Origin of the sequence: Ruminococcus sp. 1001136sp1_2201st1_G3_2201SCRN_220225 (genome assembly GCF_040924365.1) — a bacterium.
Lineage (GTDB): Bacteria > Bacillota > Clostridia > Lachnospirales > Lachnospiraceae > Blautia_A > Blautia_A faecis.
On record NZ_JBCOME010000026.1, the window covers coordinates 14651 to 29501 of the forward strand.

The 14851-nt window shown below is 43.7% G+C and carries 11 protein-coding genes and 2 pseudogenes; 9 read left to right on the plus strand and 4 right to left on the minus strand.

Annotated features, from left to right (window positions below):
- The first annotated feature begins 267 nt into the window (after positions 1-267).
- Positions 268-1548, plus strand: a complete 1281-nt coding sequence (locus AB5642_RS09870; protein WP_173716845.1) for an aminotransferase — start codon at positions 268-270, stop codon at positions 1546-1548.
- Positions 1549-1864: 316 nt separating this feature from the next.
- Complete coding sequence (locus AB5642_RS09875; protein WP_173717834.1) at positions 1865-3265, plus strand: L,D-transpeptidase family protein; 1401 nt, start codon at positions 1865-1867, stop codon at positions 3263-3265.
- Here the strand turns inward: AB5642_RS09875 and AB5642_RS09880 are convergent.
- Positions 3266-3349, minus strand: a pseudogene (locus AB5642_RS09880) (DUF6783 domain-containing protein); the annotation flags it as partial.
- A 112-nt stretch (positions 3350-3461) separates the two neighbouring features.
- On the opposite strand from AB5642_RS09880, the gene AB5642_RS09885 reads away from it, so the two are divergent.
- The 5 genes from AB5642_RS09885 to AB5642_RS09905 all read left to right on the plus strand — a co-directional run bounded on the left by AB5642_RS09885 (position 3462) and on the right by AB5642_RS09905 (position 8982).
- Positions 3462-4496, plus strand: coding sequence for a D-alanine--D-alanine ligase (locus tag AB5642_RS09885; protein WP_173717835.1), 1035 nt, complete (start codon positions 3462-3464; stop codon positions 4494-4496).
- 41 nt (positions 4497-4537) lie between these two features.
- A complete protein-coding gene (gene murF / locus AB5642_RS09890; protein ID WP_173717836.1) occupies positions 4538-5905 on the plus strand; it encodes a UDP-N-acetylmuramoyl-tripeptide--D-alanyl-D-alanine ligase in 1368 nt (455 codons plus the stop codon).
- Between the two features lie 432 nt (positions 5906-6337).
- Positions 6338-6976, plus strand: a complete 639-nt coding sequence (locus AB5642_RS09895; protein WP_173716849.1) for a hypothetical protein — start codon at positions 6338-6340, stop codon at positions 6974-6976.
- Positions 6977-7276: 300 nt separating this feature from the next.
- The gene (locus tag AB5642_RS09900) at positions 7277-8236 is read left to right on the plus strand and encodes a D-2-hydroxyacid dehydrogenase (protein WP_368371574.1); all 960 of its coding nucleotides are present in this window, start codon (positions 7277-7279) and stop codon (positions 8234-8236) included.
- Positions 8237-8364: 128 nt separating this feature from the next.
- Positions 8365-8982 carry a viroplasmin family protein gene (locus AB5642_RS09905; protein WP_173717838.1) on the plus strand — a complete coding sequence of 206 codons (618 nt, stop codon included), beginning with the start codon at positions 8365-8367 and terminating at the stop codon, positions 8980-8982.
- 86 nt (positions 8983-9068) lie between these two features.
- On the opposite strand, the gene AB5642_RS09910 is transcribed toward AB5642_RS09905, so the two are convergent.
- Positions 9069-9893 (minus strand): transglutaminase-like domain-containing protein, encoded by an 825-nt coding sequence (locus AB5642_RS09910; protein WP_118582104.1) that lies wholly within the window; start codon positions 9891-9893, stop codon positions 9069-9071.
- A complete protein-coding gene (locus AB5642_RS09915) occupies positions 9890-10165 on the minus strand; it encodes a hypothetical protein (RefSeq protein ID WP_173717839.1) in 276 nt (91 codons plus the stop codon). Before AB5642_RS09915 ends, AB5642_RS09910 begins: the two co-directional genes overlap by 4 nt.
- A 279-nt stretch (positions 10166-10444) precedes the next feature.
- Between AB5642_RS09915 and AB5642_RS09920 the strand changes: the two genes are divergently transcribed.
- The gene (locus tag AB5642_RS09920) at positions 10445-12703 is read left to right on the plus strand and encodes a hydratase (protein WP_173717840.1); all 2259 of its coding nucleotides are present in this window, start codon (positions 10445-10447) and stop codon (positions 12701-12703) included.
- 210 nt (positions 12704-12913) lie between these two features.
- Here the strand turns inward: AB5642_RS09920 and AB5642_RS09925 are convergent.
- Positions 12914-12964 (minus strand): annotated as a pseudogene (locus AB5642_RS09925) (hypothetical protein); the annotation flags it as partial.
- Positions 12965-14053: 1089 nt separating this feature from the next.
- On the opposite strand from AB5642_RS09925, the gene AB5642_RS09930 reads away from it, so the two are divergent.
- The gene (locus AB5642_RS09930; RefSeq protein WP_173717841.1) at positions 14054-14785 is read left to right on the plus strand and encodes an RluA family pseudouridine synthase; all 732 of its coding nucleotides are present in this window, start codon (positions 14054-14056) and stop codon (positions 14783-14785) included.
- Positions 14786-14851: the final 66 nt, after the last annotated feature.

A 14851-nucleotide genomic window follows, 5' to 3' on the forward strand; every position in this document is an offset into this window, starting at 1 on the left:
GTTGTTGTTCACTGGTAACATTCCGCGATGTGTTTTTTGTGAACAAAGTTCACAGAAAACCTGAGAACCTCGGCGCGAAATCATGCAAAGCATGATTTCTGTGCATCGCGAAGCGTGTTACTGTGAACGAAGTGAACAGTAACCGGTTTAAGAGGGATTTTATATAAAATAGAGCCAAACACTTGACAACCGACAATTTAGCATACTAAAATGGAAAAGATATACGAGGAGGATACACCAAACAGGCAATTGCCGAAGGAGGAATTTATGAAAAAATATACCGAAATGAATCATGAAGAGCTTCTGGCACTGAAAAAAGAGCTGGACAAAGAATTTGAAGAGATCAAGGCACAGGGACTTGCCCTTGATATGTCAAGAGGAAAGCCAAGCAATGCACAGCTGGAACTTTCTATGGAAATGATGGACGTTCTGAAGGGCGATTCAGATCTGAAATGCGAGACTGGAGTAGATTGCCGTAACTACGGTGTGATCGACGGTATTCCGGAAGCCAAGCGTCTTCTTGGAGAAATGTCTGAGGTAGATCCGGAACACATTATCATATATGGAAATTCAAGCCTGAACGTTATGTTCGACAGTATCGCACGTTCCATGACTCAGGGTGTAATGGGAAATACTCCATGGTGCAAGCTTGACAAGGTGAAATTCCTCTGTCCGGTACCAGGTTATGACCGTCACTTCAAGATCACCGAATTTTTCGGAATCGAGATGATCAATGTTCCGATGACTCCACAGGGACCGGATATGGACATGGTAGAGAAGCTGGTAAGTGAAGATGCAGCGATCAAGGGAATCTGGTGTGTTCCGAAATACTCCAACCCACAGGGTTACACTTACTCCAAAGAAACCGTAGAGCGTTTTGCAAGACTGAAACCGGCAGCACCGGACTTCCGTATTTACTGGGATAATGCATACAGCATTCATCATCTCTATGATGATAATCAGGATTTCCTGGTTGAAATTCTTGGTGAGTGTGCAAAAGCTGGCAACCCTGATCTTGTTTATAAATTTACATCCACTTCCAAGGTAAGCTTCCCAGGATCTGGAATCGCTGCCGTTGCAGCTTCCAAGGCAAACCTGGATGATTTCCGCAAATATATGCAGGTTCAGACCATCGGTCATGATAAACTGAACCAGCTCCGTCACGTAAGATTTTTCAAGGATCTTGACGGACTTCACGCCCACATGAGAAAACACGCAGATATCCTCCGCCCGAAATTCGAGCTGGTTCTGGATACGCTTGACAAAGAACTTTCCGGACTTGGAATCGGTGAGTGGACAAAGCCACACGGCGGATATTTCATCTCTTTTGATTCCCTGGATGGCTGTGCAAAGGCAATTGTAGCCAGAGCAAAAGAGGCTGGTGTTATCCTTACTGGCGCAGGTGCTACTTATCCATACGGCAAGGATCCGAAAGACTCCAACATCCGTATTGCACCATCCTTCCCTACACTTGAAGATCTTGGCAAAGCAGCACAGGTATTCGTACTTTGTGTGAAACTTGTCAGTGTAGAAAAACTTCTCGGCTAAAAGCGTGTTGCTGTGAACGGTAACCTTTCCGTAAAAGGTGAGCCACTATTTTCAAACAGGCTCTGAAATCGGAAATTTGCGCATAGAATGTAACCATGCCAGATCAGGAAAAGTACCTGATCTGGCATATAAAAAGAGGCAGAGTAATCTACTGTTATCTGTGAACAGTAATCATCTGCTTTTTATTGTCTTTACCCGTCTGCATTTGGAAGATAGAAATAAATGCCGACTATGGAGTTTATTTCCTGCATAAGGTTAAACAGAAGATGTGGTCGTGTAAAGACAATAAGAATTCATCATAAGCAGGGAGGAATTTATGGCAAAAAATAAGGAAAAAGCAGGCGCAGGAAGAACGATTGTTATTTTACTTGTGGTTTTGCTGCTGCTTCTTACAGCAGGAGCCTATGGATATGGCGTGTACTACTTTTCCAGTCATTTTCTTCCAGGATCTATGGTAAATGGCTTTAATTGTTCCTATATGGCTTCAGAAGATACCGAGGACCTTCTGAACCAGCGTGTAGGCGCTTATGTTCTTGCTGTGGAGACCATGAAAAACGGTCAGGAAGCAATTTCTGCCCAGGATGTGGGGCTTTCCTATGTGTCTACTGGAATTGTGAAGCAGTTGATCAAAGATCAGGACCGTTTTACCTGGTTTCTTGCTTTTAACCAGGATAAGAATTATGATATTTCAGAATCCCTCAGCTATAATGTGGAGCTCATGGGGCAGGCTGTTGATAATCTGAAATGCATGCAGCCAGAGAATGTAGTCCAGCCTGTGGATGCCCAGATCCAGGATACCGGAGATACTTTTGAAATCATTCCGGAAGTAATGGGAAATGCTCTGGATCGCACTAAGACGGAGGAAGTGATTTCCGCAGCCATGCTCCGGGGAAAAACTTCTGTAAATCTGGAGGACGAGAGCTGCTACCGGAAGCCTTCGGTATACAGCACAGATGAGCTGCTGAAAGCCAATTGTGAAAAAATGAATCAGCTTGTCAAGGTGATCATAACTTACGACTTTGCTGATCGTACTGAGACTGTGGACCGTACCCTGATCAAGAATTGGTTCGGTTATGATGAGGATGGTAATGTGATCCTGGATGAAAACCTGGTGCGGCAGTATGTGGCAGACCTTGGGCTGAAATATGATACCATGGGACAGACCAGAACATTTCTGACTTACGATAATCGCCAGGTGGAAATTAAAGGCGGTGATTATGGCTGGGTAATTGATCAGGATGAAGAGGTAAAGGCTTTGATCGAAGCTGTCGAAAGCGGCGTTACACAGGTGCGTGAGCCTGTTTATCTGTACTCAGGCTACAGCCGCGGTACAAATGATATTGGATCCACCTATGTGGAGATAGATTTGACAAACCAGCGTCTTGTTTTTTACCAGAAGGGAACTCCAATCGTGGACACACCTATTGTAAGCGGAAATCCGGATATAGAAGGCTGTGGCACTCCTACAGGCTGTTATGCACTGGATGCCAAGGAATCTCCGGCAGTGCTTACAGGAGAGGATTATGAGGCAAATGTGACCTATTGGATGCCTTTTGCAGGAAATGTGGGAATTCACGACGCTTCCTGGCGGTCTGAGTTTGGAGGAAATCTTTATCTGTGGGAAGGCTCCCATGGATGTGTAAATGTTCCATATGACAAGGCGGCCGAGATTTATGCAAATATTGAGGTTGGCATGCCGGTGGTTGTGTATGAGTAACTATTCAGTAGAGAATATTCCGCGAGGTGTTTTGGGAAAACTAGAGTCTGTTTGAAAAATCATTTCCGCAATCTGCACGCCCCACGGAAAATCAGCGCGAAATCATGCGAATGCATGATTTCTGTGCATGGCAAAGCGTGTAACTGTGAAGGAACTGAACAGTTACGTTTACGAACAAAAAAGGAGATATAAGATTATGAAGATAGTAGTTTTGGCTGGAGGAACCAGTACGGAGAGAGAGATTTCCATTGTATCCGGTACCGGAATCTGCGGTGCACTGCGCCAGAAAGGTCATGAGGCAATACTTGTAGATATTTTCTGTGGAGTTGAGAATGTAGACTGGGAGAATCCTTTCCCGGCTGAATATGATGTGGAAAAAGCAGCAGAGTATATGAGCAGCTTCAATCCGCAGATCAAGGAGATGGAGAAAAAACGCAGAAGCTTTTTCGGACCAAATGTTCTGGAACTTTGTGAAAAATGTGACATTGTGTTCCTTGGACTTCACGGCGCAAATGGTGAGGATGGAAAGGTGCAGGCTACCTTTGACCTGCTGGGAATCCGTTACACAGGAACCGGTTATCTCAGCAGTGCCATGGCTATGGATAAGCGTATCACCAAGGAAGTTTTCCTGATGAACCATGTTCCTACCCCAGGCGGATTTACCATGACAAGAGACAATCTGGAGAAAGACATTGCTAAGCATGGACTGGAATTCCCGGTAGTTGTAAAAACAAGCTGCGGCGGTTCCAGCGTAGGTGTTTATATTGTAAATGATCAGAAAGAATACGAAGAGGCTCTTACAGATGCATGCCAGTATGGCGCGGATATTGTTGTGGAGGAGTATATCAAAGGCCGTGAATTTTCTGTTGCAGTTGTGGATGACAAGGCGTATCCGATCATCGAGATTGCTCCGATCCAGGGATTCTATGACTACAAGAACAAATATCAGGCTGGCTCTACTGTAGAGACCTGCCCGGCTGAGATTTCTCCGGAGCTTACAGCAAAAATGCAGGAGAATGCAGTGAAGGCAGCGAAAGCACTGGGACTTACCGGCTACAGCCGTCTGGATTTCATGATGAAAGATAACGGAGATATGTACTGTCTGGAAGCAAATACCCTTCCGGGAATGACTCCTACCAGTCTGATTCCTCAGGAGGCGAAGGTACTGGGAATGGATTATCCGACGCTTTGCGAGGAACTGATCCGGATTTCTTTAAAGAAGTACGAATAATATACCGAATGTTTATATTAAATATAAAAAGGATTAAAAAAATGAAAAATCTTACCCTGGAAAACCTGACCAAGGTCTGCGGCGGTGTTTATTTCGGACCGTCTGACAAGCTGGAGCAGGAGGTTTCCTCTATTACAACAGACAGCCGGAAAGCAGAAGCCGGAACCTTATTTGTTCCCATCGTAGGCGAACGTGTAGATGCCCATAAATTTATTCCCCAGGTGATGGAAGCAGGTGCGCTTGCTACTTTATCTGAGAGAATCCTGGAGAATGCTGATTTCCCATATATCAAGGTGGAATCTTCCCTTCAGGCTGTAAAGGACATTGCAGAATTTTACCTGCAGCAGCTTCAGATTCCGGTTGTTGGAATTACCGGAAGTGTGGGAAAAACAAGTACAAAAGAGGTAATTGCCTCTGTCCTGAAAGAGAAATATCGTACCCTGAAAACACAGGGAAACTTTAACAATGAGTTAGGTCTTCCACTCACCGTATTCCGCCTTCGTGACGAGGATGAGATCGCAGTTCTGGAAATGGGAATCAGCGATTTTGGTGAGATGACCCGACTTGCGAAGATTGCAAGACCCGATACCTGTGTGATCACGAATATTGGCACCTGCCATCTGGAGAACTTGGGTGACAGAGACGGTGTGTTGAAAGCGAAAACCGAAATTTTTAAATATCTGAAAAAAGATGGACATATTGTATTAAACGGTGACGATGATAAGCTTTGCACTGTGAAAGAATATGAAGGAATTAAGCCTGTATTCTTCGGTATGGAGTCAGATAAGGATATTTATGCGGATGAGATCGTGAGCAGAGGGTTGAAAGGCATGACCTGCCGCATTCACGTAGGTGAGGAGTCTTTCACAACGGACATCCCAATGCCTGGCCGTCATATGGTATACAATGCCCTGGCAGCAACTGCAGTTGGTCGTATTTACGGACTGACGCTGGAGCAGATCCGTCATGGAATTGAGACCCTGGAAGCCATCAGCGGCAGATTCCACATGATTGAGACAGACCGTTTCCTTATCGTAGACGATTGTTATAATGCCAACCCAATGTCCATGAAAGCATCACTGGATGTGCTGAAAGATGGTGCTGGCAGAAGAGTGGCAATCTTAGGCGACATGGGAGAGCTTGGAGAGAATGAAGTTCAGCTTCACGCAGAGGTAGGCGAGCATGCAGCCCAGTGTGGAATTGACGTTTGCATCTGCACCGGCCCTCTTTCCGCAAACATTGCGAAGATGGCGAGAAAGAACCCGGAGCTTATCGTTATAGAAGAACCGGACCGTGACAGCCTTTTGTCCCATCTGTCTGATTATGTGCAGACCGGTGATACCATTTTGGTAAAGGCGTCTCACTTTATGCAATTTGAGAAAGTGGTAGCTGCATTGCAGGAAATGTAGGGAAGATAATGTATTGCCCTTTAAGCAGACTCTGTAGATATAATCAGAATCTGTTTAAGGGGCATTTACATTTATTTCCGCGATATATTTGACTTATAGCGCGAAAAATCAATGCTATTCCGCAATATATCATACTTATTCCGCAATAAATCAAAAACTAATTGATATATTGCGGAAAGTCTTTATATAAGTGATCATAAAATAGGAAAATATGCAGAGAAACCACAGGATAAGCGGGATTCACCGAGAATTTGACGAACGATTTATGTTTCATACAGAACAGGACAGCGGTATAATGTTCGTAAAAGGTTACTGTTTATTGGCAATGTTCCGCCAGGTATTTTTTGAAATCAGGTTCATACAAAAAAAGAGAACTGCGGTGCAAAGATATTGAACAGTTTCCCAATTTGAAAGAAAGCATGGGAGGACATTATGCTGGAGAAAATTATGGATCTGCAGATATTGCTCTACAGTATGGCGGCCCTTGGGACCCTTGGAGCAATTGGAATGCTGACGACAAACCTCACCTACAGAAGAATGCTGAAAAGTACCGGAAGCAAAAACACAGGCACGAAAAACACCCAAGGAGCAGGCAGCAGTCAGCGGATCAGCCTGAAGGAAAAATGGCTGAGACTTTGGAAAACACGGGACAGGCTTCTTCACAGAATGAATCGGCTGGTGTGGTATCCGGCACTTTTGTCCACTGTGATTCTTGGCTGTGCCATCTATTTTTCCAAGACGTTAAGGATAGAAGAGGGACTTCCTCTGACTTATCTGTATGTGGGCGCCACTGTACCGGTGGTGTTATTGCTCTTACGTCAGGCGTTGGATTTTTCTTACAAAGAAGAGCTGGTGATGGATACGTTGGCAGATTATGTGGAGCAGATGAGAAGCTGGACAGAAGAGATTCCAGCCGCGAAAAAAGCTGACCCTGTTTTACAGGAAGAAATCGTGGATAAGATTACCAGTAGCATCAAGCAGACAGCTGCTTCCGGAAGTCATTTCAGTAAGATGCTGACTCCTGAGGAAGAGAAGATTATGAGGGAAATTATCCGGGAATTTATGGCTTGACAATTACAGAATGATAGATGAGGGCGCAGGCACTATCAGCCTTGCGCTCTTGTATTTTGGGGATTATTGTTTTCCCCATTTACAGCAACACGCTGCGCAAACTTAATTCTCGGGGGTTCTGTGAACTTTGTTCACAAAAAACACCTCGCAGAACATCACCAGTGAATAATAACAGGATAGTAACACTTATTGTACATTTTATAGTTTGGGATTGCATTTTCCCGGAGAAAACGGTATTTTATAAAACAGATGAGGAAACGCACGACTATATAAGTGAGCACAGAAGAAAGCGAGGAGCACATTATGAAAATTGTAATTCTGGAAGCAGACAGCCTGGGACAGGATATGGTATTTACTCCATTTGAGGCACTGGGCGAAGTAGTAATATATCGAAGTACAACAGCAGATGAAATGGAAGAAAAGACAAAAGACGCAGATGTGATCGTGACCAACAAGGTTCCAATCTGCGAGTCTACCATTGGAAAAGCACAGAACCTAAAGCTGGTCTGCCTGACCGCAACAGGCTTTAACAACCTGGATGGAGACTATCTGAAAAAGAGGGGAATTGCAGCTTACAATGTTGCCGGATACTCTACAAACGGAGTGGCACAGCATACCTTCGCTCTTCTTTTCTATATTCTGGAAAAACTGAATTATTACGACAATTACGTAAAATCCGGAGAATATGCAAGAGGAACCTGTTTCTCCCATTTCGGACAGAATTTCTTCGAGCTGGATGGAAAAACCTGGGGAATTATCGGTCTTGGCGCAATTGGAAACAGGGTGGCGCAGATTGCCAAGGCATTTGGCTGCCATATTATCTGCTATTCCGCTTCCGGGAAGAAATACAATACAGAATATGAACAGGTAAGCCTGGATGAGCTTCTTTCCCGCTCTGATATTCTTTCCGTCCATGCACCGCTGAACGGGTACACGGAGAATCTGATGACACTGGAAAAATTCCGCAAGATGAAGAAATCCGCTATTTTCCTGAATCTTGCGCGAGGCGCCATTGTAAATGAGCCAGATTTGTATACAGCTCTTACCGAAGGCTCCATTGCAGGTGCAGGCCTTGATGTTCTTTGCAAAGAGCCAATGAATCCGGAGAATCCGCTTCTTAAGATCCAGAACAGCAATAAACTGATCATTACTCCGCATATTGCATGGGCTGCGAAAGAGACCAGATTCCGCGTAGTGGATGAAGTGGTGAAAAACATTCAGCGGTTCCAACGTGACGACAGGACAAACAGGGTATATTAAAGTTTCGGGCCAGGGATAGATTAGAGTGTGTTGTGGACATGCTCTAATCTATTATTGAAGATAAGAAACAGTTTCGTTATAATTAAAGAAAAAGTGTTTGAGAATGTCTGATACAGAAGGGAGACTACATGGCAAAGAAATACTATGCAGTAAGAACAGGCAGAAAAACAGGTGTATTTATGACCTGGGCAGAGTGTCAGAAACAGGTCACGGGATTTTCGGGAGCAGAATTTAAGAGCTTTCCCACTATGGAAGAGGCACAGGCATTTGCCGGTGTGAATGCAGAGGGCATCCCGGATACACTTCCCAGGGCAGAAAAACCTGCGTCAGCCCAGGTGATTGCCTACGTAGATGGCAGTTACCGCTCTGACACCGGCGAATTTTCCTACGGAATGGTCATCCTGAAGGATGGAGAAGAGCACACATTCTGCGAAAAAATGACAGACAAAGAGCTGGCACTGATGCATAATGTAGCAGGAGAAATCAAAGGCTCCGAAGCGGCAATGCAGTATGCTGTGGATCATAATATTCCGGAAATCACCATTTACCATGATTATGAAGGCATTGCCAAATGGTGCACCGGTGCCTGGAAAGCTACCAAACCCGGAACAATTGCGTATCAGGCCTTTTACCGGGAAGCCGTGAAGAAAGTAAAAGTCCATTTTGTAAAAGTAAAAGGACACTCCAACGACAAATACAACGATATGGCTGACCAGCTTGCCAAAAAAGCTCTCGGAATCCTGTAGCGGATCCGGGAGCTTTTGTAATCTGTGCGCCGCATATATTTTGTCTGAACTTAGTTACTGCAGCCAGTACAGCGAATATTAACCATTTATGAAATCTTATATTTCAAAACCGGGTAAAGTCCATAAGAACCATAGGTTGCACCGTAATACTTGCTGTAACTCTTTGCTTCTGCGAAAAGCGGGTCATAAACATACCCGTTGATCTCGCACCATGCGTGGGCATTGTTGTTGCTCTGCACAGCGTCGGCACATACATAAACATTCTTGTATCCGATTGCCTTGGCGAGGTAAGCAAATGCGCCAGCGTCAGAAACGCAGTCTCCGTTGTGATGCAGAAAATGGTCATTTGCAAAAGTAGCCGGCCAGTCCTTGCCGCCCTGGTCAAAATCACGCCAGATATTATAATAGCCCTTGATCACCCAGTTGAAACATGTCTGAAGCTTCTGGGATTTGGACATGCTGGAATTGGTGATCTCTGCTGCAATCTGCTTGGAGCGGAGGTTGGCAATCTGAACCTGAGTCATTCTCTTTCCGCTGGCAGTATAGTAGGTAGAACCCTTTTTTCTGCCGATTACATGACTTTTATTGTCGATGTAGTAAGTAAATCCCCTGTAACCTTTATTAACAGTAGTATTTTTTAATAGGGTTCCCTTGGCACTGAAATAGAAATAATTCTTGCCAATCTTCTGGAAACCGGTGAGGCGTTTTCCTTTTCGATAGTATCTTCTGATTCCGGATTTGGTCTTCACCCAGCCTTTTTTCTGTGGCTTTTTGGGTGTCGGAGTAGGGGTGGCAATAACAGTTTCCGTTACCTGAGAAGGTGCAGCTTCAGCTGCGTTTGCAGTTACCGGAGTAAGGGCAAGTACTGCGCTGGTGAGAACCAGCATAAACATTTTTGTCTTTTTCATCATTCTTCTCCATCTTCCTCTATTACCTGTATTTCCAGGTAATCAAAGTCAATCTGTTCAATAAAATTATCCTGATAAAAACGTGTTTTACTGTGCTTCTTAAAATCCCGCACCGTAGTATCCAGCCAGATTGGATTACCAAGATCCAGCTCATAACAGATCTGCTCCAGACAGTGAAAAACCTTGTGCGTTCTGGTCTCCTGGCGGTCATCACAGATCACGGTATCCTTCAGCATATGGTTATCTTTCCAGATTCGTCCCCAAAGGCGAAACATCTTAGAACACCTCCCATTATTTCAGTGTTGGTAGATTCTACCTTATCACTGATTTGAAAAAGTTGCAACAGAAATGTGGAGCAAAATTACAGACCATTTTTTGCAAAAAAAGCTTTTTAGCACGCTAAAGTGTTTTTGCTTGACCCTTTCGGAGAAATCTACTATAATTAACGATAATGTTGCTGCTGTTCACAAAAAATACCTCTCAGAATGTTGCTGGTGAACAGCTGCATAATATTTGTTACTTATAAATCTCTCAAGATGAGGAGGAGCTTTATTATGAAATTATATGATACTGGCGTGTATCTGCAGAATGGAAAGGAAATCATTCCGGCAGCTGAAGCCCAGCTTCCTGTTTCCAGAGAAGATGCAGCAAGAAATACCATTGCCTATTCTATTTTAAAAGCCCATAATACTTCCGGTAATATGGACAAGCTTCAGATTAAATTTGATAAACTGACATCCCATGATATTACTTTTGTAGGAATTATCCAGACTGCACGTGCTTCCGGACTGGAGCGTTTTCCGGTACCGTATGTTCTGACCAACTGTCACAACTCCCTCTGTGCAGTTGGCGGTACTATTAATGAGGATGACCATATGTTTGGTCTTACCTGTGCGAAAAAATACGGCGGTGTCTATGTTCCGCCACATCAGGCAGTTATCCATCAGTTTGCCCGCGAAATGCTTGCTGAGTGCGGCAAGATGATTCTTGGCTCAGACAGCCATACCCGTTATGGCGCTCTTGGTACCATGGCTATGGGAGAGGGGGGACCGGAGCTTGTGAAGCAGCTTCTTTCCCAGACATATGATATCAATATGCCAGGAGTTGTTGCTATTTATCTGAAAGGAAGCCCACGTCCGGGCGTAGGACCGCAGGACGTTGCTCTTGCTATCATTGGTAAAGTATTTGCAAATGGTTATGTGAAGAATAAAGTAATGGAGTTCGTAGGTCCTGGCGTAGCTAATTTAAGTGCTGATTTCCGTATTGGAATCGATGTTATGACTACTGAGACTACCTGCCTTTCCTCCATCTGGCAGACAGATGAGAAGATTCAGGAGTTTTACGAGATCCATGGAAGAGCCCAGAGCTATAAAGAGCTGAAACCGGGAGATGTGGCTTACTATGACGGCTGTGTGGAGATTGACCTTGGCGAGATCAAGCCAATGATCGCTATGCCGTTCCATCCAAGCAATACTTATACAATTGATGAACTGAATGCAAATCTGGATGACATCCTTGCCGATGTTGAGAAAAAAGCTCTGGTAAGTCTGGACGGCAAGGTTCCTTATACTCTCCGTAATAAGGTTGTAGACGGAAAGCTTTATGTTGACCAGGGAATTATTGCAGGATGTGCAGGCGGTGGATTTGAGAATATCTGTGCTGCAGCGGATATTCTCCGCGGAACCAGCATCGGTGCAGATGCCTTTACTTTAAGCGTATATCCGGCAAGTACTCCGATTTATATGGAGCTGGCTAAGAATGGAGTTCTGGCAGATCTTCTTGAGACAGGTGCTGTTGTGAAAACTGCATTCTGCGGTCCATGCTTCGGTGCTGGAGATACTCCGGCAAACAATGCTTTCAGTATCCGCCATACCACCAGAAACTTCCCGAACCGTGAAGGCTCCAAGATCCAGAATGGTCAGATTTCTTCTGTTGCACTTATGGATGCACGTTCTATCGCTGCTACAGCTGCAAACAAGGGATTCCTTACCTCTGCTGAGAATTTCACAGGAGAGTACAGAGGACAGAAATATTTCTTTGATAAAACGATTTACGATAACCGTGTATTTGACAGCAAAGGCGTGGCTGATCCGTCTGTTGAGATCCAGTTTGGACCGAACATCAAAGACTGGCCGAAGATGCCGGCACTTGCAGAGAATCTGGTTCTGAAGGTTGTTTCCGAAATTCACGATCCGGTAACTACTACCGACGAGCTGATCCCATCCGGTGAGACTTCCTCCTACCGTTCCAATCCTCTTGGACTGGCTGAGTTTACTCTTTCCAGAAAGGATCCGGCTTATGTTGGACGGGCAAAAGAGGTTCAGAAAGCAGAGCATGCCATTGAGAACGGCGAATGTCCGCTGGATGCACTGCCAGAGCTGAAGCCGGTTATGGAAGCGGTGAACAAAGAGTATCCGGAAGCTGGCAAAGGCAATCTTGGCGTTGGAAGTACTATTTTCGCAGTGAAGCCCGGAGATGGTTCTGCCCGTGAGCAGGCTGCTTCCTGTCAGAAAGTACTTGGCGGGTGGGCAAACATTGCCAACGAATACGCTACCAAACGTTACCGTTCCAACCTGATTAACTGGGGAATGCTTCCATTCCTGATCCCGGCCGGTGATCTTCCGTTTGTAAACGGTGATTACCTGTTCTTCCCGGAAATCCGCAAGGCAGTGGAAGAGAAAGCCGACAGCATTACCGGTTATGTGGTAAAAGAGAGCGGACTGGTTCCGTTTACCGTAACACTTGGAGAGCTGACAGATGATGAGCGGGAAATCATCCTGAAAGGCTGTCTGATCAACTACAATAGAAAATAAAATGTTATGAGGCAGGTCATTCTTTTTGAGAGCGACCTGCCTTTTTATCAGAATTCCCTGTTACATAAAAAGTTCTACATGGTATGATCACACTGCAACGAAAAGGCAAATATCGCTCAATGTGTTTCTACATAGGCTAGAACGTGTTTAAAAAAGCATTTCCGCAATCTGCACGTCCCACTTTGCGGTATATTTTTCCCGAATTCGGTTGTCGTAGCCCGCTATGATACCCTCAACCGGACAAAATCTCCCACAAATCATGACGTATATCTTGCAGAAAGCCTTTTTTAAACACCCATTTAGCCTTTTGCAAAAAGGAGTCTTTCTTGTTATATAAACAAATATTCTGAATAATTACAATAATTAGTAAAAAACACAGAAATACAACGTGAAGTGCCAAAATAAAACAGAAATAAAACAAAAAATACAAGAAAAAGTATTGACAAATAAGATCAGAGATGGTAATATAAGCTCATCAAAAGAAAAACAACTTTATAAAGAAAGGAGCTTAGTGATTCCAATGGGAACATAAAATCTTTCTAATCAATATAAGAGAGACAGGAATCGCATTTCCTGCAAGAAGACCTGATACGAGAACCGTGTAAATAGAAAATAAAGTATCACTTGATTCAGCTGATACTTATAAACGTATCCAAGGTAAATAGAAGCGATTACTTATATTGAATAACTGTCCACCACTAATACAAAGATCTGGAACTTGTGTAAAGAAACATTTCTCCAGAGGATATAACCCCTTATCACAGATAAGCAGGATATCTTGAGATTCCTATTGAACCTTTAGAATATGAATCGAAACTTTGCATTAGAAGAATATCATAATTGATATTCCAGTCAGAAATAGATCAGGAACTTCCGCTCAAACTTTTTTGTATAATACATATAAGAGAGCATATGAACCAGTAAGTGGTTTTGGATTTAACCGAATTAAGTTTGAAATTGTTTATGATAATGATTCAGAGCCTGAGAAGTATATCCGATATTTCTGCAGAAGAAATTATAAAACGTGAATTATAATTTCAATCTATCAAACTTCTAAATAAACCGAATGATAAACATCATATCGTTTATGAGCAGGAAATAAGATAAGATATTTTAAATAAAAACTTAAAACTGAATATAGAACAACTGAATAAAGACCACGTAAATATTAAATTGTAAATCAATTTGAAAAACGAGGAAAAGACCATTGAATACTGAAGAATTTTAGGACGGTCATCATTTGAAATATAAGTAAAATGATGACCGTCCTTTTCCATGCTGCGCTTGTAAATCAGGCTTTAATCCGCTATAATGAGCGGAGAAAATTGGAAACTATGAGGGAAGCAGACGATGTTTAGTGGGAAAATAGAGGACTACATTCTTTTTGAAGATAAAGAGATTATAGTTTGCCGTAAGCCAGCGGGAATTGCGGTACAGAATGCAAGAATTGGTGCCATGGATCTGGAGAGCAGCCTGAAAAATTATCTGGCAATGCAAGCTGGTGGTGGGAGAAGGATTCCATATCTGGCAGTAATCCACAGGCTGGATCAGCCGGTAGAAGGTATTCTTGTATTTGGAAAGACACCTGAGGCTGCGAAATCGTTAAGTGCACAGATTACAGCTGGAAAGATGGAAAAAATTTATCTGGCAGTAACATATGGACAGCAGGCAGAGACTGGGAAAAAAGAAACAGTTCTGGAGGATTACCTGAAAAAAGATGGAAAATCCAATACTTCTTCCGTAGTGAATGCGAACACTCCTGGTGCGAAGAAAGCCAGACTTTCCTATGAGGTTCTCGGTGAGGCTGTGGATGCAATTTCCGGAAAGAAAAAATGGCTGCTTCGAATTCATCTGGATACAGGCCGTCATCACCAGATCCGGGTTCAGATGGCTCATGCAGGAATGCCTTTGGCTGGTGACCGGAAATATGGTGCCGGAACGAATGTGACCATCGGGGCAGGCAGCCTGGCTCTGTGCGCCGCAAGCCTTACCTTTTTCCATCCGGTAACCGGAAAGGTGATGAAATTCGTGACAAAGCCGGAAGGGACTGAGTTTAAGGGGATTTCTATCCCGCAAATGTGAAAAAACCATAAAAACTATAGACGTGGAACCGAAATTGTGTATAATGTAAAAGCAAGATTAAACAAA

What these genes read in the sequence shown, in the direction of transcription:
- AB5642_RS09885 (WP_173717835.1), top strand. Translation starts at nt 3,462, where the DNA reads ATGAAGATAGTAGTTTTGGCTGGAGGAACCAGTACGGAGAGAGAGATT.
- AB5642_RS09905 (WP_173717838.1), top strand. Translation starts at nt 8,365, where the DNA reads ATGGCAAAGAAATACTATGCAGTAAGAACAGGCAGAAAAACAGGTGTA.
- murF (WP_173717836.1), top strand. Translation starts at nt 4,538, where the DNA reads ATGAAAAATCTTACCCTGGAAAACCTGACCAAGGTCTGCGGCGGTGTT.
- AB5642_RS09930 (WP_173717841.1), top strand. Translation starts at nt 14,054, where the DNA reads ATGTTTAGTGGGAAAATAGAGGACTACATTCTTTTTGAAGATAAAGAG.
- AB5642_RS09870 (WP_173716845.1), top strand. Translation starts at nt 268, where the DNA reads ATGAAAAAATATACCGAAATGAATCATGAAGAGCTTCTGGCACTGAAA.
- AB5642_RS09875 (WP_173717834.1), top strand. Translation starts at nt 1,865, where the DNA reads ATGGCAAAAAATAAGGAAAAAGCAGGCGCAGGAAGAACGATTGTTATT.
- AB5642_RS09915 (WP_173717839.1), bottom strand. Translation starts at nt 10,165, where the DNA reads ATGTTTCGCCTTTGGGGACGAATCTGGAAAGATAACCATATGCTGAAG.
- AB5642_RS09920 (WP_173717840.1), top strand. Translation starts at nt 10,445, where the DNA reads ATGAAATTATATGATACTGGCGTGTATCTGCAGAATGGAAAGGAAATC.
- AB5642_RS09910 (WP_118582104.1), bottom strand. Translation starts at nt 9,893, where the DNA reads ATGATGAAAAAGACAAAAATGTTTATGCTGGTTCTCACCAGCGCAGTA.
- AB5642_RS09895 (WP_173716849.1), top strand. Translation starts at nt 6,338, where the DNA reads ATGCTGGAGAAAATTATGGATCTGCAGATATTGCTCTACAGTATGGCG.